This window comes from Streptomyces griseoloalbus (assembly GCA_014650015.1).
In the GTDB taxonomy this organism is placed as follows: domain Bacteria; phylum Actinomycetota; class Actinomycetes; order Streptomycetales; family Streptomycetaceae; genus Streptomyces; species Streptomyces griseoloalbus.
Genome location: BMUD01000021.1, coordinates 74,093 through 94,961, shown reverse-complemented (window position 1 = coordinate 94,961; position 20,869 = coordinate 74,093). Strand labels below are relative to the sequence as shown.

Annotated in this window: 17 protein-coding genes; 9 read left to right on the top strand and 8 right to left on the bottom strand. The window is 70.5% G+C overall.

Annotated elements, in window-relative coordinates:
- Positions 1–299 precede the first annotated feature (299 nt).
- Positions 300–941: a GDP-mannose 4,6-dehydratase gene (locus IE178_RS36255; RefSeq protein WP_318280270.1), complete on the bottom strand. Its 642-nt coding sequence runs from the start codon at positions 939–941 to the stop codon at positions 300–302.
- A 272-nt stretch (positions 942–1,213) separates the two neighbouring features.
- Here IE178_RS36255 and IE178_RS27245 point away from each other — a divergent pair, with 272 nt between their 5' ends.
- Positions 1,214–4,498 carry a GH92 family glycosyl hydrolase gene (locus tag IE178_RS27245; RefSeq protein ID WP_184765752.1) on the top strand — a complete coding sequence of 1,095 codons (3,285 nt, stop codon included), beginning with the start codon at positions 1,214–1,216 and terminating at the stop codon, positions 4,496–4,498.
- Between the two features lie 495 nt (positions 4,499–4,993).
- Here IE178_RS27245 and IE178_RS27240 read toward each other — a convergent pair whose 3' ends face one another.
- Positions 4,994–5,572, bottom strand: coding sequence for a hypothetical protein (locus IE178_RS27240; protein ID WP_193514126.1), 579 nt, complete (start codon positions 5,570–5,572; stop codon positions 4,994–4,996).
- Positions 5,573–5,765: 193 nt separating this feature from the next.
- On the opposite strand from IE178_RS27240, the gene IE178_RS27235 reads away from it, so the two are divergent.
- Positions 5,766–6,383 (top strand): TetR/AcrR family transcriptional regulator, encoded by a 618-nt coding sequence (locus IE178_RS27235; protein WP_184765753.1) that lies wholly within the window; start codon positions 5,766–5,768, stop codon positions 6,381–6,383.
- A 517-nt stretch (positions 6,384–6,900) separates the two neighbouring features.
- On the opposite strand, the gene IE178_RS27230 is transcribed toward IE178_RS27235, so the two are convergent.
- Positions 6,901–9,069, bottom strand: a complete 2,169-nt coding sequence (locus tag IE178_RS27230) for an MMPL family transporter (RefSeq protein ID WP_184765755.1) — start codon at positions 9,067–9,069, stop codon at positions 6,901–6,903.
- A gap of 26 nt (positions 9,070–9,095) precedes the next feature.
- The gene (locus tag IE178_RS27225) at positions 9,096–9,644 is read right to left on the bottom strand and encodes a TetR/AcrR family transcriptional regulator (RefSeq protein WP_184765756.1); all 549 of its coding nucleotides are present in this window, start codon (positions 9,642–9,644) and stop codon (positions 9,096–9,098) included.
- Between the two features lie 450 nt (positions 9,645–10,094).
- Here IE178_RS27225 and IE178_RS27220 point away from each other — a divergent pair, with 450 nt between their 5' ends.
- Positions 10,095–10,427: a hypothetical protein gene (locus tag IE178_RS27220; RefSeq protein WP_318280269.1), complete on the top strand. Its 333-nt coding sequence runs from the start codon at positions 10,095–10,097 to the stop codon at positions 10,425–10,427.
- Between the two features lie 215 nt (positions 10,428–10,642).
- On the opposite strand, the gene IE178_RS27215 is transcribed toward IE178_RS27220, so the two are convergent.
- Positions 10,643–11,251, bottom strand: a complete 609-nt coding sequence (locus tag IE178_RS27215) for a TetR/AcrR family transcriptional regulator (RefSeq protein ID WP_193514125.1) — start codon at positions 11,249–11,251, stop codon at positions 10,643–10,645.
- Positions 11,252–11,358: 107 nt separating this feature from the next.
- Here IE178_RS27215 and IE178_RS27210 point away from each other — a divergent pair, with 107 nt between their 5' ends.
- From IE178_RS27210 to IE178_RS27200, 3 genes are read left to right on the top strand one after another with little or no spacing between them, the layout of a single operon-like run.
- Positions 11,359–12,366 carry a zinc-binding dehydrogenase gene (locus IE178_RS27210; protein ID WP_193514124.1) on the top strand — a complete coding sequence of 336 codons (1,008 nt, stop codon included), beginning with the start codon at positions 11,359–11,361 and terminating at the stop codon, positions 12,364–12,366.
- 20 nt (positions 12,367–12,386) lie between these two features.
- Positions 12,387–12,989 carry an NADPH-dependent F420 reductase gene (locus IE178_RS27205; protein WP_193514123.1) on the top strand — a complete coding sequence of 201 codons (603 nt, stop codon included), beginning with the start codon at positions 12,387–12,389 and terminating at the stop codon, positions 12,987–12,989.
- Positions 12,990–13,049: 60 nt separating this feature from the next.
- On the top strand, positions 13,050–14,135 hold the full coding sequence (locus IE178_RS27200; protein ID WP_193514122.1) for an alkene reductase: 1,086 nt from the start codon (positions 13,050–13,052) through the stop codon (positions 14,133–14,135).
- A 203-nt stretch (positions 14,136–14,338) separates the two neighbouring features.
- Here the strand turns inward: IE178_RS27200 and IE178_RS27195 are convergent, their stop codons facing one another.
- The 3 genes from IE178_RS27195 to IE178_RS27185 all read right to left on the bottom strand — a co-directional run bounded on the left by IE178_RS27195 (position 14,339) and on the right by IE178_RS27185 (position 18,460).
- Entirely contained in the window at positions 14,339–16,072 is a 1,734-nt protein-coding gene (locus IE178_RS27195) for an outer membrane protein assembly factor BamB family protein (RefSeq protein WP_193514121.1), read from the bottom strand.
- Positions 16,073–16,162: 90 nt separating this feature from the next.
- Entirely contained in the window at positions 16,163–17,032 is an 870-nt protein-coding gene (locus tag IE178_RS27190; protein WP_193514120.1) for a hypothetical protein, read from the bottom strand.
- A 534-nt stretch (positions 17,033–17,566) separates the two neighbouring features.
- Positions 17,567–18,460 carry a helix-turn-helix transcriptional regulator gene (locus tag IE178_RS27185; RefSeq protein ID WP_193514119.1) on the bottom strand — a complete coding sequence of 298 codons (894 nt, stop codon included), beginning with the start codon at positions 18,458–18,460 and terminating at the stop codon, positions 17,567–17,569.
- Between the two features lie 266 nt (positions 18,461–18,726).
- Between IE178_RS27185 and IE178_RS27180 the strand changes: the two genes are divergently transcribed.
- The 3 genes from IE178_RS27180 to IE178_RS27170 all read left to right on the top strand — a co-directional run bounded on the left by IE178_RS27180 (position 18,727) and on the right by IE178_RS27170 (position 20,838).
- Positions 18,727–19,743 (top strand): zinc-dependent alcohol dehydrogenase family protein, encoded by a 1,017-nt coding sequence (locus IE178_RS27180; protein ID WP_193514118.1) that lies wholly within the window; start codon positions 18,727–18,729, stop codon positions 19,741–19,743.
- A gap of 71 nt (positions 19,744–19,814) precedes the next feature.
- Positions 19,815–20,225, top strand: coding sequence for a (R)-mandelonitrile lyase (locus tag IE178_RS27175; RefSeq protein WP_193514117.1), 411 nt, complete (start codon positions 19,815–19,817; stop codon positions 20,223–20,225).
- Between the two features lie 109 nt (positions 20,226–20,334).
- Complete coding sequence (locus tag IE178_RS27170) at positions 20,335–20,838, top strand: cyclophilin-like fold protein (RefSeq protein WP_193514116.1); 504 nt, start codon at positions 20,335–20,337, stop codon at positions 20,836–20,838.
- Positions 20,839–20,869 lie beyond the last annotated feature (31 nt).

Here is a 20,869-nt window from a genome sequence, read left to right as displayed (position 1 = left end):
CTGCCGCCTTGGTGGCCCGCCCCGTCGGCGGATACGTCAACTGCTGCCGTTCACGGAGCGGCGGAGCCGAGCCGAGCCGAGCCGGAAGGCGAAAGGACTGTGGGGCCTTCGGAGCGGAGCTGTTCGGCCGTCGGCTCGCAGGCGGGCTCCACTCTCCGCCGCGCCGCAGCCGCCTGCGTCGTCCGGCGCCACCACCCCAAGGGCCGCGCGACCCTGCGGCCCACCCACACCACAGGAGGAGGCCATCACGACCCTCGGCCCCCCGCCCTTCGGGCCGCGGAGATACGCTCAGCGCGCCGTCACGGGCGGGCAGGACGACGTCGTCCTCCGACGTGGGCGGAGGGCGCGGGAACGGCGACGCATGGTGAAACACGTGGCCGATACCGTCCACCCCGGTCAGCCCCACCGCGGTCAGCCCGCCCGCGGTCAGCGCCGAGGTCGGCGACAGCGAACTCCAGCCGGCCGGCAGGATCGGTCTCGGCCTGCCGGCGCGCCGCGGGTACCTCAATCTCTTGTCCCGGCTCCCGCACCGTCACACGGACCCGGTAGCCCTCACGCACCAGCCGAGCCACCGAGTGACTGCCGACGAACCCGGTACCACCCGTGACGAGCACCCTGTCAACTCCCGGGCGACCGTTCCCAGCGGACCGACCTTCTCGTGGGACCGGAGCGTGGGCTCGCCGAAGCCCGACCGCCGCGCCATCTCGGGTGGTGCCGCCAGCCGTGATGATGTGCCGGTACCAGTCGGCTCCAGAGGTCTTGACAACGATGTCAGGCGCGTGATCTAGTCCGCTTCCATCCAGCCAGGGCCGCTGATCGTGCTGCAGAGGGAGGTTCACCGCGATGACCTGTACACCACCGCCTCCCCGCGCATGAGACCAGGTAGATGTACGAGCGCCGGGCCCCTCGGGCCGGCGCTCCCTCGGGTGCGCCTCGCCCATTCGCCCACGACGGAACCCCTCGACGACGGGCCGTCACCGGTGACGCGCAGGCGTTGCGCGTCCGGCGCCTGCGAGCGCATCGCGCACACCGAGGCCGTGCAGGAGCCGTATCCCCGGCGACCACCTGCACACAGACCGATCAGCCCGTATCGCACACCCTCACCCGAGCACCGCACGTGCGACCGATTCAATGTGCCCACTCCGTCCGTCGCTTGAAGATCACCTCTCATGTCGCGCAGCACATGACGGGTGAGGAACAGGAGACCGCTTCCATGCACAGACCCCTCCGCCGATGGCGTAACCGCGCATCGACAGTCCTCGCCGCACTGCTCGTTGCCGGCGGTGCCCTGGGCCCGGCGCCGGCCATCGCCCAGTCCCCCGCGGCCGCGCCCCGCCTCACCTCCCTGGTCAACCCGTTCATCGGCACGCAGAACTTCGGCAACACCTTTCCCGGAGCGAGTGCCCCCTTCGGCATGGTCCAGGTCAGCCCGGACACCGGCGGCCAGGGAGGCTACGACTACCAGCAGGACAAGATTCACGGATTCAGCCAGACCCACCTCTCCGGCGTCGGCTGCTCCGTCATGGGTGAGCTGCCGCTCATGCCGACGACCGGAGCGGTCGACAGCGTCGACCCCGATGCCTACCGCTCGGCCTACTCGCATGACGACGAGGACGCCGAACCCGGCTATTACCGCGTCGGGCTGAAGACGTACGACATCGACGCCGAGCTGACCGCCACACCCCGCACGGGATGGCAGCGCTACACCTTCCCCTCGACCGACCGCGCCAACGTCCTGTTCAACACGGGCAAGGCCAACCAGAGGGTGTACAGCTCGGAGGTGCATGTCGTCGGCGACCGGACGGTCGAGGGCCGTGTCGAGGCGGGCAACTTCTGCGCGGGCAAGGACCGGCACACCGTCTACTTCACAGCGACCTTCGACAGGCCGTTCGCCTCGCACGGCACCTGGCGGGGTTCCACCCCCGCTCCCGGTGAGCGGGACGCGGCCGGCGAGGGCGGGAACGGTGCCTGGGTGACCTTCGACGCCGGCACCGACCGTGACGTCGTCGTCAAGGTGGGCCTGTCCTACACGGGCATCGAGGGCGCCCGGAAGAACCTCAAGGCGGAGACGGACGACTCCTACGACTTCGACGCCACCCGCGCCGCGCTGCACGCGACCTGGGAGCGGCAGCTCGCCGCCGTCAAGATCGGCGGCGGGTCCACCGAGCGGCAACGCGCGTTCTACACGGCCCTCTACCACGCGCAACTGCACCCGAACCTCGCCGGAGACGTCGACGGCCGGTACGCGGGCTTCGACGGGAAGACCCATACCGCGTCCGGGTACACGCCCTACCAGAACCTGTCGCTGTGGGACACCCACCGGCCGCAGAACCAACTGCTCCAGATGCTGCAGCCGAAGGTCGCCCGCGATGTCGCGCTGTCGGTCGTCGCGATCGGACGGGACGGCGGCTGGCTGCCGCGCTGGTCGCTCGCCAACAGCGAGACCAACATCATGACCGGCGACCCGGTGACTCCCTTCCTCGTCGAGGCGTGGTCCAAGGGCCTGCTCGCGGGTCACGAGAAGGAGGCGTACGCGCTTCTGCGGAAGAACGCCCTCAGTACGCCGCCGGACGATTCCCCCTACAACGGCCGTGCGGGAGTCGCCGACTACCAGGAGCGTGGCTACATCCCCAGCGGGCTCGAACCGGGGAAGGACTGTCCGGACAAGGGCGGCGACAACGACTGCCGTCATCCCGCTTCGGCGACCCTGGAGTACGCGGCGGCGGACGCGTCGCTGGCCCTGATGGCCAAGGGACTGGGGCACACCGCGGACGCCCGCATGTTCGCGGCGCGCGGCCAGTGGTACCGGAACCTGTGGGATTCCTCCATCCAGCAGTTCCGGCCGCGCACGACCGACGGCACCTGGCTGACGCCCTACGACCCCGTCGAAGCAGGTCACCAGTTCCATGAGGGCGGCGCCTACCAGTACCAGTGGCTGGTACCCCAGGACCCGGCCGGGCTCGTGTCCCTGATGGGCGGCAAGCGGGAGACGGAGAAGCGGCTCGACGCCTTCTTCGCGTACGACAAGCTCCTCGATGACCCTGCCGGAACCGCTCGCAAGGACTGGATCTCGGCTCCGTACGACTACTACGGGAAGCCGACCTACAACCCCAACAACGAGCCCGACCTGCACTCCCCGTACATGTACTTGTGGGCCGGCGCACCCGCCAAGACGGCCACCGTGGTCCGCGCCGCGATGACGCTCTTCACGGACGGGCCCGACGGCATGACCGGCAATGACGACCTGGGCACCATGTCGGCCTGGTACGTCTTCTCCTCCCTGGGCCTGTACCCGACGACGAACGGTGGCGACTTCCTCGCCGTCTCCAGCCCCCAGTTCCCGTCGGCGGTCATTCGCATCGGCGCCTACGGCAACGAGCAGGGCGGCACCCTGACCGTCAAGGCACCCGGTACGAGCGACACCCAACGCTACGTGAAGCAGGCGAAGTTCGGCGGGAAGGACCTGCGCGCCACCTGGCTGGACTGGGACGCGGTCGCCAAGGGTGGAAACCTCGCCTTCGAGATGACCGGCAAGCCATCGGCATGGGGCACCGGCAAGGGCGCGGAGCCGCCGTCCGTGAACCGCGCGGCAGCCGACTCCCGCCGGCACCTCGACGCGTCACTGCGCACCAGCTCCGACGTCCTGCCGACGTCCGACAGCGCCCAGAGCGTCCGTCTGAAGCTGGACGTACTGGGCCAGTCCCCCGGCACGCTGCGGGTGGGCATCGACGCGAAGGCGCCCAGCGGCTGGACCGTGAAGACCTCCGAGCCCTTCTCGCTCACCTCCCACCGGCTGCCGGTCCAGCGGACCGCGGCGGTGGACGTGGGCGTGCCGGCCGGAACCGCGCCGGGTTCGTACACCGTGCGGGTCACGGCCACCGCGAAGGGCGTGAAGGGCGTGGAGCGCATCGCGACCATCGAGGTGCGCGCCGCGGCCCGCTGCGCGGCGGACACCGATGAGCAGTGTGCCGTCGACCTCGGCAAGGAGATGAACCACGACGGAGCCGCGACCGTCGCAGCCTCCGACGAGGGCGACTTCGACGGAGCGGGATGGAGCTACGACGGTGATCTGCTGCCCGCGGCGGGTCCGGTCGTCTGGGACGGCGTGACCTACGACGCTCCCGACCCGTCCGGGACGGCTGCGAACTTCGTCGAGGCCCGCGGCCAGGCCATGCTGCTCCCGGCCGGGTCGTACGGCGCGCTGCGCCTGGTCGCCGCGGCCCACCACGGCCCGGTGACGACGATGCTCACCGTCCGCTACACCGACGGAACCACCGCCGAACTGCCGGTTCCGGTGGGCGACTGGGCGGGAGCGGCACCGCAGGGCAGCTCCGTGGCACTGGAGATGCCGCACCGGATCAAGCGTGGGCAGGGCGTGGACGGCCCGCCGGTGCGTCTGTTCGGTGCCTCCGCGGACCTCGACGCGTCGAAGACGGTGCGGTCCATCGGCCTGCAGAACGATCCTCGGGTGCAGGTCTACGCGATCACTCTCACGTAGGACTCCATACGCTCGTCGGCCCTGGCCTCTCGATCGGGGTCGCTCGGTGGCGGTGTGACCGCTGCGGTCACACCGCCACCCGCGTACGGGCTGCTGCGAAGCGGCGCCGCCCCGGTTCGAGGCGAGCCACGCTTTCCAGCGCGGCGACCGTGTCGTCGGCCTTCGCGGCCGTTGTCCGCGAACACCGACGCCACCGCCGGGCAAGCCCGCTCCGCCGGACGGCCGGTGGAGGCGGCGCAACAGCCCCCTCTCGTGGCGATGTGTTCGATCGCGTCCGGCCAGGAGCGGACCAGGGCCTCCGCGATGCACTTGCCCGCCTCCGGCGCCGGCAGCCGGCACCGCTCCCCGTATCGGCTTGCGTGTAGGGCTGCCGGTCGAAGGCCCGGGGGCCGGCCCCTCTGACTGCCGCGCCGGAAGCGGTTGCGGTTGCGGCCCCGTCACCCACCACGTCGTGTGACGACAGCCTCTGGCAAGCGCGGCTCGGCGCAGTGGGGGTCAGGCGTTCCGGCGGGCGGCGCGGTTCAGGCGGAACGCCGAGATGAGGAAGAAGACGCCCCCGAGGAAGGCGTACCCGGCGAGATTCGCCAGCGCGGGATCGTCGCTTGCGGCCTGGGCGAAGAACGAGGCACCGGCGACGGTGGAGATGGCGCCGCTGATGATCATCGCCCACTGGCCGCCCAGTTGCCGGCGGGCGGCACCCGCGAGGAGTTGGACGAGCCCTGAGACGACGGCCCAGGCTCCCCAGATCCGCAGAACGGCCGGGATGCCGGACGTGGCGGCGACGGCCAGGCCGACGACTGCCAGCGAGCTGATCGCGATGTTCGCGTACAGGACCGGGGTGGTACGGCCGCTCGCCCTGGCGGACCGGACGTCGACAACCGCGGCCGCGACGTCGAACAGGGGATAGATCAGCAGCAGTGTCCCACTCAGCGGATCCAGTGTGCCGGCGGTCGCGAACATCAGGCCGGCCCAGACGGCGGCGAATGCGAAGCGCAGGAAGTACAGCTTGCGCAAGGTCGCAGGAACGCCGACGGAAGCGGTGGCGGTGGCGGTGGCGGTAGTGAGGGTGTCCATGGGTGTGCCTTTCAGTGACAGGGTGGTGATACGGAATGCCCTGGTCATCGCGTGGGCATCGTGCGGCGGAGAGTGATCGGGGGCCCACCCGTTCGAGAGGGAGAACGTTCGGTCTCCTTGAAATCTAAGGGGACCGGTACGAGGGCTGTCAAGACCGAACGTTCTACCTCGCCATTTTGGTAAGGTGGTGTGCATGAGTCGGAGCCCAGACGTCGGCAGCACATCCGAAGCCCGAGCGCGGCTGCTCAACACGGCGACCAGAATCTTCTACGCGGAGGGGATCCACTCCGTCGGCATCGACCGGATCACCGCAGAGGCCCGGGTGACGCGTGCCACGCTGTACCGACACTTCTCGGGCAAGGAAGAACTCGTCCTCGCGTATCTCGATCTGGCCGACCGGGGCATCCGGGGACAGATCGCCGCCGCACAGGCCAGCAGCGAGTCGGCCGTCGACAAGGTCCGAGCCGTCGGCAGGTCCATCACCGATGGCATCCGGTCCCCCGGTTTCCGGGGCTGCGCCTTCCTCAACGCGGCGGCCGAATACCCCGATGCCACCCACCCGATCCACCAGGCCGTCCTGGCCCACCGGCAATGGTTCCTCGACACCGTCACGGACCTGCTGGCACAGACCGGCGACGCACCCGCCGACGCGGCCGGCCGGCATCTCGTCATGCTCCGGGACGGCGCCATGGCGGCCGGCTGCCTCTTCGACCCCGAGCTGATCTCCGAAACGTTCCTGCACGGTGTCGAGGGAATACTGCAGGGGCGCACCGCCCCGGGCACCGCATCGGGTGCTGACACGACGAGTTGAGCGGTTTCCCGCGCATGCGGCCCTCGGCTGGTCACGGACGACGGCATCGGCCGCGACCGCACGGGACGCAGGGAGCGAGTACGGCTCATTGGCCGAGCCGCAGCCGGATCGAGGTGCGGGCGAGCGTCGAGTCGCACACATCCGCCCGATCGCCGTACCGGTACGGCACCGCCCGGCCTCCGGCGTTGTGCACGGTCACATCCACCAACCGGCGCGTGCCCGGCAGACCGTACGGGACGCGGACCCGGCCTTGCGTGCGGACGAGATCGCCCGGTGCCGCCTGACGCGGTACGGGCAACGGCCCCGGGCGACGGCCGGCCCGACCGTGTCGTGGGAGCTCAGGGTGCGCTGTCCGTCCCTTTCCTCGCACGGTCCGGGTCGTTCTTCCTGGACCCGCGGTCCGATGGGGTGACGACGCGCCGCGGCGGCCGGAAAGGACGCGGAGAACGGAGGAGGACGGGACCGCTGGTGCGGGTCCCGTCCTCCGGGGTGCGGTCCGGTCCGGCCGGTGCGCGGGTCAGACCGAGACGGGAATCTCCTCGCGCGTCTCCGCGGCCAGCTGCCGGTTCAGCTTCTCGCCTTCGATGTCGAGGTCGGGCAGGGCCTTGTCGACTGGCTTGGGCAGCCACCAGGCGGCACGGCCGAGCAGCGACATCACCGCCGGGACCAGCGCCATGCGGACAACGAAGGCGTCAATGACCACGCCGACGGCGAGGGCGAATCCGATGGACTTGATGATCGGGTCGTCCATCAGGACGAAGCCTCCGAACACGGACGTCATGATGAGGGCGGCGGCCGTGACGACGCGGGCGTTGTGGCCCATACCGCTGACCATGGCCGCCTGCGGGTCGGCGCCGTGGACGAAGTCCTCGCGCATGCGGGAGACGAGGAAGACCTCGTAGTCCATGGCGAGGCCGAACAGGATGCCGATGAGCAGGATCGGCAGGAAGCTCACCAGCGGGCCGGGGGTGTCGACGCCCACCAGGCCGGCGAGGTGGCCCTCCTGGAAGATGGCGACGGTGATGCCGAAGGTCGCGCCCACGGTGAGCAGGAAGCCCAGGGCTGCCTTCAGCGGTACCAGGACCGACCGGAAGACCAGCATGAGCAGCAGGATGGACAGGCCCACCACGAGGAGCAGATACACCGGCAGGGCATCGGCGAGCTTCTCCGAGACATCGATCCCCAGGGCGGTCGCGCCGGTGAGTGCGATGTCGGCGCCCTCGACGTCCGTGACCCGGGCGCGGATGTCGTGGACGGCGTCCTCGGTGGCGGCGGCGGTCGGGCCGGCCTCGGGGATGATGGCCAGCAGAGCGGTGGTGCCCTGCTCGTTCAGCTGCGGCGGGGCCACGGTCAGGATGCCGTCGGTGTCCTTGATGAGGGCGGTGGCCTTCTCGGCGGCCGCCCGAGTTGACGGTACGTCCTCACCGTTGACGACGGCGATGAGACGGCCGTTGAAGCCCTCGCCGAAGCCCTCGGACGTCAGGTCGTACGCCTCGCGTGCGGGGGAGCCCTCGGCGGCGGTGCCCGCGTCCGGCAGGGCTATGCGCATGTCCTGGGCCGGGAGGGTGAGAGCGCCCAGCCCGAGGATGCCGACGACCAGGAGCGGGACACGCAGCTTGACGACGAGCCGGCCCCAGGTGAAGCCGAAGCCCTCGGCGACGGTGCCGTCCCCGGCGGTGTACCCGCCCGCGTGGCGCTGCTTGCGCGAGAGGATCCTCTTGCCGGCGAAGGAGAGGAAGGCCGGCAGCAGGGTGAGGGCGACCAGCACGGCGACGGCGACGGTGCCCGCCGCGGCCAGGCCCATCACGCTCAGGAAGGGAATACCGACGACGGAGAGGCCGGCCAGGGCGATGACGACGGTGGCACCGGCGAAGACGACGGCGGAGCCGGCGGTGCCGGTCGCGCGGCCGGCGGCCTCCTCGGGCTGAAGGCCCTCGGCGAGGTACTGGCGGTAGCGGGAGGTGATGAAGAGCGAGTAGTCGATGCCGACGGCCAGGCCCAGCATCAGCGCCAGGATGGGGGCGGTGGAGGTCAGTTCGATGACACTGGTCAGGGAGAAGAGGCCGGCCATGCCCACCGCGACGCCGATCAGCGCGTTCAGCAGGGTCATCCCGGCGGCGACCAGCGAGCCGAAGGTGATGACCAGGACCACCGCGGCGACCAGGACGCCGAGCGCCTCGGTGGAGCCGATCTCCACCTCACCGCCCATCACCTCGCCGCCGTGCTCGACCCGCAGGCCCTCGACGTCGTCACCGACGGCCTGGTAGTCCGCCTTCGTCTCGTCGGTGACCTCGTCGGCGGCCTTGTCGAACTGCACCTGGATGAGGGCGTAGCGGCCGTCCGGGGAGACGGCACCGGTCCGGAACGGGTCCATGGCGGCAGTGACGCCGTGGATCCCGGAGGCTTCCTTCACCACGGGTGCCACCGCGGCGGGGTTCAGCTTCTCGCCCTCGGACGCGGCGACGACGATGGTGCCGGTGGCTCCGCCGGCCTGCGGGAACTGCCGGTCGAGGTCGTCCAGCGCCCGCTGGGACTCGGTGCCGGGCATGGAGAACTTGTCGCTTGTCGGGCCCATCAGGGTGGCGGCTCCGACACCCAGCAGGGTCAGCAGGAGCAGCCAGAGAGCGGCTATTCGGCCTCTTCTGCGGAAGGAGAACCGCCCGAGCCGGTACAGCAAGGTCGCCATGGAGAAGGGGTCTTTCCGTTTGGGGGTCAACTGGGGGGGTGGTCGAGCGTCCGCAGCGCACTGCGGATCATTTCGGCGCGCAGCACGTCGTCCGGCACCACCTCGTCATCGGTGGCACTGGTGATGAAGACGGCGCCCAGCACCATCCACGCCGCCACCCGGGCCGGGGCCCGCTGCGAGCGGCCGGCCAGCGCGTCCAGCAGCCCGTCCGCCAATTCCATGACGCTGAGGTCCTGGTGGCAGGACATCTCGGCGATGTCCTCGAAGAGGAGCCGGATCTGACGGCGGAACAGCAGAGCCACATCGACGTATCCGACGACGGTCTCCTCCACCAACCGGCCGCCCTCCAGCCCGGCCACGCGGTCGAGCAGCGCGGCGACGGCATCCTGAGCCGGGGTCAGCAGCTCGGTGAGGATCTTTTCCTTGCCGGCGAAGTGGTAGAGGAGTGACGCCTTCGAGCAGCCCGCGTCGGAGGCGATGTCCTGCAGCGAGGTGCCGCGGAAGCCGTGCACTGCGAACAGCCGCAGCGCCGACTCCAGGATCTGGCCGCGCATGGCGGAGGCGGAACGTGCCATGCCCCCACCATAACTGTCCGATCGGTCAGAACTGACCGATCGGACAGCGTGTCGCTGTGGCTTGCATCACTCCCCCGCCCGATCCTCGTACGGCTCACGCGGCCGATCCTCGTACGGCTCACGCGGCCGGTTCCGTCGGCTCAGGCACGGCAGCGCCGGTGCGCGGCGAGTGCGGCGCTGCGCGGTATGTCACCGTGTCGGCACCCGCAGACCTGCGTCGCCGTCGGCGACGCCCGGCGCGTGGCCGTTCTCATGCGCGCCGTCATCCACCTGCCGCCTCGGTGCCCGGTGGGCTGGAGCCCGCGATTCCGCGGCACGCGCATCGGCGGTGCCACGTGGGATCGTGAGGCAGCCGCGCCGACAAAGCTGTTCACCTGGGGGAAGGTGCGTCCGCTGCCAGTGGATACGGGCCGGCGGTCAGACCGGGCGGCAGACGCGCGGCGGCGCAACGTGCGGTGGCTGACGCCGCGGGCGTGGCGCTGGTGGATGGACCTGGGGCTGCGGGGCCTTCGGTCGGACGGGTCACCGCGGCCGGGCCGGGACGGGCGGACCGAGCTGCGGAACACCGCGTTCGTGCAGTTGCAGCTGAGCTCGGGGCTGCGCCGGCAGGAGGGCGGAGGACTGCTGACACTCGAACTGCCGACGCAGAAGCTGGGCCGGGGCCTGTACTCGCACGGCACGGCCCCCTGGGCGCTGACCCGCTCGAAAAAGACCCGGGAAGGACTGCCCGACGTCGCTGCGGAGCGAACTGATCACCTCGGTGTGGACTCTGGTGAACGGTGAACGCCGCCCGACCTCCGTGCAGACCCGCGGACAGGTCTCTCGAGCCGGTACTGTCCGGACGTCTTAAGGGATCTTGATGTGGCTGCGCTGGGCCCCGCCGACTGGACCGGCACGCCCTGCATACGCTCGCCGATGTCGATCGTGAGCATTGGCTCGCACCTCCCCTGCCCGACCGTGCTCCCCGTCCTGGTAGACAGAAGTCAAGCCGAGTCGCATCAGTCGAGGGCCTGGCTGCGGCCGGTCTGCAGGATCTCGTCGGAGAGCTCGGGTTCGACGTGGCGTACGGCCCGGGCGAGCATCAGCGCGCCGACCATTTCGCTGAGCAGGCGGATGGCCCTGCGGCGGGCCTCGCCCGGGTCGAGTTCTTGACCCTTCTCCTCGGCTTCGCGCAGGAACTCGGCGGCGAAGCCGGTGAGATAACCCTTGAGCCCTTCGGCGTACGCGCTCTGCTCGGCTTCGCTGTGCCGTCCGGCGTCGGCGACCAGGGAGGCGGAAGGGCAGCCGCCGTCCGGGGCGTCACGGTGTGCGGTGGACAGGTATCCGGCCACGACCCGCTTCAGTGGAGGGCTGTCCTCGTCCGGTCCGTCCTCGATCGTCCGGGCCAGGCTCCCGAGTGAGGCGGCGAAGGAGGCGCCGTACACCTCCACGACCAGGTCGTTCTTGGAGGCGAAGTGGTTGTAGAAGCCGCCGTGGGTGAGTCCGGCCTCCTTCATCAGCTCGGCGATCCCGACCGCGTCGGTGCCCTGCGAGCGAAAGAGGCGGCCCGCCGCGTCGAGGATGTTCTGCCGGTTGCGGGCCTTGTCCTCCTTGGTGATCCGCGGCATGGCCGTCCTCTCGCGTCGCTCTCCGTTTGACCTTTTTGATGATACCTCTCATCATAGCGGGGGTTCCAATGATGACCATCATCAATAGTTCACGGAACGGGAGCGTCATGCGTGCCCTCACCTATGACCAGCACGGACAAGCCGGACAGGTACTACGCCTGAGCGAGCAGCCGCCCCCTGCCGCGCCCGCGGCCGGGCAGGTGCGGGTGCGGGTGCTGTCCCGGCCCATCCACCCCGGCGACCTGGCGGTAGTGGAGGGCTTTCCGGGTGAGTCGCGACAGCGGTTCGCCACGCCACGGATTCCCGGCGTGGAGGGAATGGGCGTCATCGAGACCGTCGGCGAGGGCGTGCAGGATCTGCGGCCCGGTCAGCGGGTTGCGTTCTTCCCGGTGCCGGCCGCGTGGAGCGAACTCCTCACGGCACCGACCGATCTGGTGGTGCCGGTACCCGAGGGCGTCAGCGACGAGACCGCGGCCCTGATGCTGGTCAACCCGCTCACCACGCTCACCTTGCTGCGGGCGGTCGAGGACGCCCAGCGCAGCCAGGCAGGTGCGGTGGTGCAGACAGCCGCCGGTTCGTCGGTGGGAAAACTGGTCAGCGCCGCAGCGCTCAAGCACGGCATCCCGCTGGTCAACCTGGTACGCAGTGCCACGGGGGCGCAGACCTTGCGGCAGCGTTTCCCCGCACTGACGACCATCTCGACGGCCGACGCGGACTGGCGCACCCAGGTCCGGGACGCGACCGGCGGCCGGGGTGCTCAGGTCGTACTGGACGCGGTGGGCGGATCCCTGACCGGTGAGCTGGCCGGGCTGCTCGACGACGGCGGCACGCTGATCACCTACGGACAGCTCGGTTCCGGCAGCACGCCGCTGGAATCGCTCGCGCTGACACCGCGGGCCCTGACCGTGCGGGGCGTATCCATCGGCCAGTGGATGACCCGCACGCCTGAGGAACGGGCCGAGGACGTCGCCTTAGCCGCCCGCCTGGCCGCGACCGACCCGGAACTCTTCGAGGTCGCAGCCAGCTACGACCTCGCCGACTTCGCGAAGGCCGTCGACCATGTCCGCCGCCCCGGCAAGAGCGGAACCGTCCTGCTCACCAGCCCCGCATCCTGAACCCCACGAAGGGCACTGCCATGAAGATCGGAACCCTAGGCTCCGGAACCGTCGCCCAGGCCATCGCCCATCACGCCGTGGCCCACGGCCACCAGGTCGTACTGAGCAACAGCCGCGGCCCCGCCTCCCTGGCCGGGCTCGCCGACGAACTCGGACCGCTCGCCCACGCCGGCACTCCGGAGGAAGCCGCCGCGGCGGACCTCGTACTCCTCGCGGTCGGCTGGCCCCAGATCCCGGACGCGACAGCCGGCCTGCCGCCTTTCGACGGACGCATCGTCATCGACGCCACCAACCAGTTCGCCTCCCCGCCCCCGCACACGAAGATCGCTGACCTGGGCGGCCTGACCGGCAGCGAATACGTCGCCTCACTGCTGCCCGGAGCCCGCGTCGTCAAGGCGTTCAACACCCTCTACGGCCAGTACATCGCCGCCGACCCGCGCCACCAGGCCGGACGCCAGGTGCTGTTCCTCGCGGGTGACGACGCCGACGCCAAGACGACCGTCAAGGACCTCACCGCCGCCTTCGGCTTCGCCCCCGTCGACCTCGGCTCCTTGCGCGAGGGCGGACGCCTCATGCAACTCGGCGGCCCACTCTCCGCCCTCCACGCTCTCAAACAGGACTGAGCCGGGCCCCCGCCCATTCCTCGCCCTCCTCATCCGCCCCTCGGCACAAGGAAGTCACTCATGACCACCCAACCCCTGTTGCAGCCCGTCCGCCTCGGCGCGCTGGAGCTCCCCAACAGCGTCGTCATGGCCCCCATGACCCGCGCCCGCGCTCACAACGCCGAGCTGGCCCCCACCGACCTGCACGCGACCTACTACGCACAGCGCGCCACCGCCGGACTGATCGTCACCGAGGGAACCTGGGTCAGCCCCGACGCGATCGGCTTCATCAACGTCCCCGGCATCTACACCGACACGCAGACCGCCGGCTGGACGAAGGTCACCGAAGCCGTCCACGAGGCGGGCGGACGGATCATCTCCCAGCTCGGCCACGCCGGAGCGGCCTCCCACCCCGACCACCTTGGCGGCCGTCTGCCCGCAGGACCCTCGGCCATCAACCCCGGCGAGATGTCCTTCACCCCCTCCGGCCCGAAGGACACCCTCACCCCGCGCGCCTACACCGCCGCCGAGATCGCCGACACCATCGCCGACTACCGCCATGCGGCCGAGAACGCCCGCCGCGCCGGTTTCGACGGCGTGGAACTCCACGCCCAGGTATCCCACTTGATCCCGCAGTTCCTCAACCCCCGTCTCAACCAGCGCACCGACGCCTACGGAGGCAGCAGCGAGAATCGTGCCCGGTTCCTCCTCGACATCCTCGACGCCGTCAGTGACGTGTGGGGCAGCGACCGCATCGCCGTGAAAATGTCCCCGGGCTGGACCAGCGGAACCGCGTTCACCGCGGACGAGGAGACACTCGCCGACTACGACCAGCTGCTCAAGAAGCTCAACGACAGCAACCTGGCCTACCTGCACCTCGTGGGCGCCCCCGGCACCATCGAGGAGCGCATCGCCCTCTTCTCCCGCTACCGCGCCCACTACCAGGGCAACATCGTCGCCAACCTCGGCTTCACCCAGGCCCTCGGCAACGAGATCCTCGACCACGGAACAGTCGACGCGGTCTCCTTCGGCGCCCTCTTCATCGCCAACCCCGACCTGGTCGAGCGCTTCGCGCAGGGCCACCCACTGGCCGACGGCGACCGGGACACCCACTACGCCGGTCACAGCGAGGGCTACACCGACTACCCCGCCTTCACCGCCGGCTGAGCAAGGAACGAGTGAAGTGCCCGCAGCATGCCAGACGCGTGCAGAGCCCTCGCACGTTCCGGAGCCTCGGCGTTCGCACACCTTTCATCAGTAGGTGAGGGCGGCGAGCCAACCTGGTACGAGACCTTCGAAGGCGAGGCGAAGCGCGGCTTCTGCCCGAGCCGCGTTATGCAAGCAGAACTCGCGTCCCAGATCCTCGTGTCTCATTCCCGGTGCCCGCCCCGCTCGGACAGGTGCAGGGCGACCCGTCGGACCAGCGCCCTGTGCGCCGGTTCGTCCTCGCCCGCGGCGACCCCGAGGACGTACCGGCCGGACACCACGGTGGCGTGGGCCACAGGTCTCGACTCCAGGCCCGTCCGGTAGGTGTACAGCCAGGCCCCGCTCCGCGGCTTCTCGATCTCGGCAGTCACGCACCCGCCGAGTGACGGGGCGCAGCCCCAAGGCATTGCGCTGGCCGCGTACGTCCGGGCGGCCGTCGCATCGGGCGCAACCCAGCGCACAGTGACGGAGAAGACGTCGCTGCCGTCACCGGACTCCGTGGCGAAGCGGCACACACTCGGGTGCGGCAGCCGGACTCCGCGAAGGGTGCGACTCTGCTTCCCCGGCAGCGCGAGATAGTCCGGGGCGAGTTCCGAGAGGAGTCCGGCGTCCACCAGACCGCAGGCGTCGGGCCAGTGTCGCGGTTCCGATCCCCCCAGTGCGACGGGCCGGGCCGCGTCCTTGGCGCGATGCCCCGGCCGCAGTCCGGTATAGCGAGTTCCCTTCGCTTCCTCACTGCGGACCACGAGCAGTTCCCCGCTCGCCCCCAGCAGCGTCCCGGCGACCGGCCAGGGCACCGAGGCGGTCCGGCGGCCGTCAAGAGCCACGAAGGTGCTGGCTCCGGGCCCCTGCCCGGCGGCGTCCCCGGCGGACCAGCGTCCGTCTCCGGAGTACGAGCCGTCCGTGCTCGTGTCTTCCACGATCAGCCCGTCCTTCATGAAGGCGAAGCCGGTCGTAGGGCGGGCACGTTTCCAGGCGGGCTTCCCGGTGTCCGCCCGGAAGGCCCGCAGATTCTGGCCGACGCCCGCGTACACGACTCCCTGTTCCTCCCCCAGCGGATATCCGAACCCCGCCTGCCGCAGGATCTCCTCACCCGGCTCCGTAAGCAACCGGAACTCGTCGTCCATGCGTACACCAATGGCCCCGTCCGCCGCACTGACACTGATGTTCTTCCCAGGCCCCAGCCGCTTTCGCCATACGGACCTTCCGTCCCGCTCGTCCACCGCCTGGAGTTCCGCAGTCTCGCCCGTGCAGTGGCGGAGCAGGAGAAGACGGGCCGACGTCTCCGCCATGCGGTAGGGCACGTCCACGTAGGGGTGGGGGTTGGCGCAGTGGGTGTCCAACCGGACGTTCCACCGGACCGCGCCGGTACGCGGCTCAAGGGCCAGTACTCGGTCGCCGTCCATGACCACCGGTCCCCAGTCCGCCAGGAGAACGCCTCCGGCGACGAAGTCACCGGCCCCCTTCCCATCCGGCCTAGGGGCCGCCCTGCGGTGCCACAGCTCGCGCCCGGTCGCGGGATCGTACGCACGCAAGGTGTCCTTGAAGTGGTCCTGCGTGTCCACGAGGAAGAGCACACCGCCCGACAGCCCCAGGTCGGGGGCCTCCTCCGCGAAGCCGTCCACGATGGAGAGGAGCTGGCCGCTCCGGGTTTCCACGACGCGGACGGAGCGGCCTACGGGAATCGCCAACGCCTCGTCGCTGAGGGCTGGTGGCACGTCGCGTGCGTCCAGCGCCCGCCCGGTGGTCACATACGACCAGGCCACCTCCAGGGTGTTCGGAGGCCCGGACGGCCTGCCGACGGTCCTCCCGTCGCCGACCAGCAGCACCAGCAGGACGATGACCAGCAGGCCCGCTCCCGCCGCACGCAGGTCCGTACGCGAACTCAGACGTGCCATCCCACTCCCCGTCTCCCAGAACTTGCCGAAACTTTGCGGGTCTTCCCAGGTTCTTGCGGGCCTTCCCCGGAGCGGTGAGCAACGCGCCGGTCAGCACGGCGCCGCGGGCGACCATCGGCAGGGCCGGGAGCCGTCCTCGAGCCGGAACCCTCCGTTCGGCGACCCCGAGTACACGGCCCCGTACTCCGCGGCGTATCCGGTCACTGCATACCGGCTCCCGCTCGGGGCAGGCACGGAGACCGCGCCCTCCTTGCCGTTCCGCACATAGCGGACGACCAGCCGGAACTCGCGGGACCCCTTCACGGCCACGAAGGTCGCCGACAGGTTGACCTGCTCGCCCGGCGCGAGCGTGACGACGTGCTCGTCGAAGTATCGATCGGCCGAGCCCTTCCCGGTCAAGAACACCGGCCGGGTGCTGTCCAGGTCCGCGTACAGCTGGATCTTCGGCTCACCTCCGGCGCTCGCCTCGCACAGCAGCGTTCCGGCGAACGGCGGTGCGGGACGCGGCTGTTCGGGCTCGATATCGATCGAGGTGATGGTGAGGGGCTGCGTACCGCCTTCGATCGTGAGTTCGGTGGCGAGTTCACCGGCCCGTGCGCCACGATGGCGCCGGACGACCCCGGCCACGTCACCGCCGGTCACGATCTCCGCCCGATCCCGCGGCGAGGAGATCCTGTCCTCCAGGGCCGTGCAGCCGCCGTCATCGCCGTCCTGCCGGGCGGACACGGTGAACGGCGCGGACGGCGGGCTCGCCGAGGGGCTGCCTGTAGCGGCGGGCGCGGCAGGTTCGGACTCGCCGCCCAGGCCCAGGCCGTTGAGGGCGAGGGCGGTCAGCACCGCGCCGATCACAGGTATGCCGACCCCGAGATAGAGCAGCCGTCCGTGCTTCCTCCACCACGGCTCGGCGGCGGTATCCGGTGTCCCGCGTGACGTACCGGGCCGTGACGTACGCGAACCCACCCGCAACGTGGTCCGATTCCTCACCCGTCCCCCACCCCTCGGTGGCTCACGCATCCCTGGTGGCCACGGTCAGGCCGACCGGCACCGCTCCCAGGCCCCGGCCCGGCGTCCCGTACACGTACTCCTGCTGCACGAGCCCCGGGTGAGATCGAGCGTAACGGCCGGTCCGGCATTCGCGCGTACCGTTTCCAGGTACTGCTCCGTACCCTCTACCGCGTCCCCAGCCCCTGCTCACAAGACGTACTGAATCCGCGTCGCCTGCCCGGTGCCGAGTGCGGGAAAGGTGAAGGTCCTCCTCGCGGACACGCGCCTGCCTCCCCCAACATCCAGCGACGGAACCTCGTCAGCAGCAGGCACGAGGCCCGGCAAGTCCGCCGCGTCCGGCACCTCGACACGGCGCGCTGCCCCGGCTCGCATGACCGCACCGTGTCCGTCGAACTGGTCACTCCGACCTCTCGAGAGGTCGGGCGGCAGCCGTGAGGCTCGACCGCCGCCGACGCGAGGGCCGGACGACTGGGCTCGCATAACCCATGGTCAGCTGGTTGTCGATGGCTCCGAAGCCGAGTCGGCTGCTTGTGTGGCAGCCAGCGAGGCGAGGAGGCGTAGCCCCTCTTCGGAGGGTGAGCCGGGTTCGGCGGTGTAGATGGTGAGGGTGAGGCCGGGTTCGGCGGCCATCTCGAGGCCCTCGAAGGCGAGGGTGAGGTCGCCGACGGCCTGGTGGTGGAAGCGCTTGGTGCCGGTGCCGTGGTGGCGGACGTCGTGGGCGCCCCAGCGGGTGCGGAACTCGTCGCTGCGGGTGGAGAGCTCGCCCACGAGGTCGTGCAGGTCCTTGTCGTGCGGGTTGCGGCCCGCTTCGGTACGCAGGATGGCGACGGCCATGTCGGCGAAGAGGTCCCAGTCCGGGTAGAAACGGCGGGAAGCGGGGTCGAGGAAGTTGAAGCGGGCCAGGTTCGCCTGGTTGCCGGGAGTGGCATGGATGTCGGCGTAGAAGGCGCGGCCGAGCTGGTTGGCGGCCAGGATGTCCATGCGGCCGTTGCGGACGAAGGCAGGGCCGGCGGTCACGGCGTCCAGCGTCCACTGCAGGCTGCGGTGCGGTGTCCACTGGTCCTTGATACGTCGGCGGCGGGGCCGGGTGAGGGCGTCGGAGCCGTCTGCGACCTGGGCCAGGTTCAGCAGGTGGGCTCGTTCGGCGTCGTCGAGCCGGAGGGCGCGGGCCAGGGCTTCGAGGACGGCCGGGGAGACGCCGGCGAGGTTTCCCCGTTCGAGTTTCGCGTAGTACTCGACGCTCATGTCGGCCAGGGCCGCAACCTCGCTGCGGCGCAGGCCCGGCACGCGGCGCCGGGGGCCGGTGGGCATTCCGGCCTGATCGGGGGTGATCTTTGCGCGCCGCGAGGTGAGGAACTCGCGGACCTCTTCACGATTGTCCACACTTCCGACGGTACGGCCCCTGCGGCGCGTGAGGGATGCACTGCCAGTACACCCCTCATCGGTAACTCGCTACCCGCGCGAGATTGGGTTCTTCTGGATGACGTGGCGCTTCACGTTCGGCCCGACTCCCAGAGGCCGGCGAGGGCGCCGGGCCCGGGAGGGCGGGCGGCCGCGTCGCCGCCCGCCGTCCCGGGCCGGGAAAACGCATCCGGCGGACAGCGGTACACCCCGTGTACCGGACGCCCAGTACGTAAGGAATCCTTCTCATGCGCGGAGCAGTGATCCACGCCCCCGGCGATGTGCGCTTCGAGACCGTGGACGATGCCACGATCATCAAGCCGACCGACGCGGTCATCCGCACGGCTGTGACCTGCGTGTGCGGCTCCGACCTGTGGCCCTACCGCGGCGCGGAGCCTACCGAGCACGCCCACCCCATGGGGCACGAGTACGTCGGCTTCGTGGAGGAGGTCGGCTCCGAGGTCACCGCGGTCAGGCCGGGCCAGTTCGTCGTCGGCTCCTTCGCGACCTCGGACAACACGTGCGCGAACTGCCGCAACGGCTTCCAGTCCAACTGCCTGAACCGCGAGTTCATGAGCACCTGCCAGGCCGAGTACGTACGCATCCCCAACGCCCAGGGCACCCTGGTCGCCACCGAGGAGTCCCCTGACGAGCGGTTCTGGCCCGGGCTGCTGGCCGTCTCCGACGTCATGGGCACCGGCTGGTGGGCCGCCGACGCCGCCGAGGTGAAGCCCGGCTCCACCGCCGTCGTCGTCGGAGACGGGGCGGTCGGCCTGTGCGCGGTGATCGCAGCCAAGGAAATGGGGGCGGAGCGCATCATCGCCATGTCCCGCCACGAGTCCCGGCAGAAGCTCGCCCGGGAGTTCGGCGCCACCGACATCGTCACCGAGCGCGGCGAGGAAGGCGTCGCCCGCGTCAAGGAGCTGACCGGCGGCATCGGTGCCGACAGTGTCCTGGAGTGCGTCGGCACCGCCCAGGCCATGCGGCAGGCCCTGCACTCGGCCCGGCCCGGCGGAAACGTCGGCTTCGTCGGCGTCCCCCACGACGTCGCCGTCGACGGCCAGGAACTGTTCTTCTCCCATGTCGGCCTGCGCGGCGGCCCCGCCCCCGTACGCCGCTACCTGCCCGACCTCATCGACCGCGTCCTGAGCGGCCGCATCGAACCCGGCAAGGTCTTCGACCTCACCCTCCCCCTGGACCAGGTCGCCGAGGGCTACAAGGCGATGGACGAGCGCCGCGCCATCAAGGCCCTCCTCAAGCCCTGACCCCCCACGGGCAGGCCCATGACCTGACAGCCATGGGCCTGCTCCATGACGCGCACAGACAAGGAACGACCATGCAGATCACCCGAAGCTCGATCGACACCGTCAAGGGTTCCGCCGACTGGTTCACCGGCGACGTCTACATCGACGCCGTCGCCGCGGCTCCCGCTCCGTCCCGGGTCACCGCCAACCTGGTGCACTTCATGCCCGGAGCGCGTACCCACTGGCACCGCCACCCGCTGGGCCAGACCGTCTTCGTCACCGAAGGGGTGGGCCTGTGCCAGCGCCGAGGCGGGCCGGTCGAGGTCATCCGGCCCGGTGACCGCGTGCTGTTCGAGGCCGACGAGGAGCACTGGCACGGCGCCGCGCCCAACCGGCTCATGGTTCACCTGGCCATCAACGAGGGCGACGCCGACCACGACGTCGTGCACTGGCTGACCCCGGTCAGCGACGAGGAGTACGCCACCGCCCCGGCCACCGGTTGACCCCCGTCAGCGACGAGGAGTACGCCGCCGCCCCGGCCACCGGTTGACTCCTCCCGTTCCCCAAGCACGACCCCGAGCCGCTGCCCGACCGAAGGAACAGGGCCAGGCCATGCTGCGTGCCTCCCTCCCCCTCGCCGCCGCGACGGCGCTGGTCCTGGCCGTGACGGCCTGCGGCAGCGGCCCGTCGGCGCCGTCTCCCGTCCCGTCCGCTTCCTCCCGCCGGCCGAGTGCGCCGCGCGAGGCACCGTCCGAGAGGCCTACCGCCATGGACATCCGAGTCACCCTCGACGGACGTCCCGTCGCGGCCACCTTGAACGACAGCCCAGCCGCCCGCGACCTCGCCTCCCTGCTCCCGCTCACCCTGGACCTGGAGGACTTCCACGGGACGGAGCGGATCGGCTATCCGCCGCGCAGGCTGACCACCGACGAAGCACCCGAACCGGCCGCGGCCCAGGCCGGGGACATCGCGTACTTCGCTCCGTGGGGCAACCTCGCCCTCTTCTACGAGGACGGCCCCTCCGCCTCCGCCGATCTGCTGATCCTCGGCCACATCGACGCCGATCCCGGCCGGCTCGCCGGGGCCGAGCGCATCACCATCGTGGCCGCCTCCTGACCGCGCCCACCCCTCGTACGGGAAGAAGTCT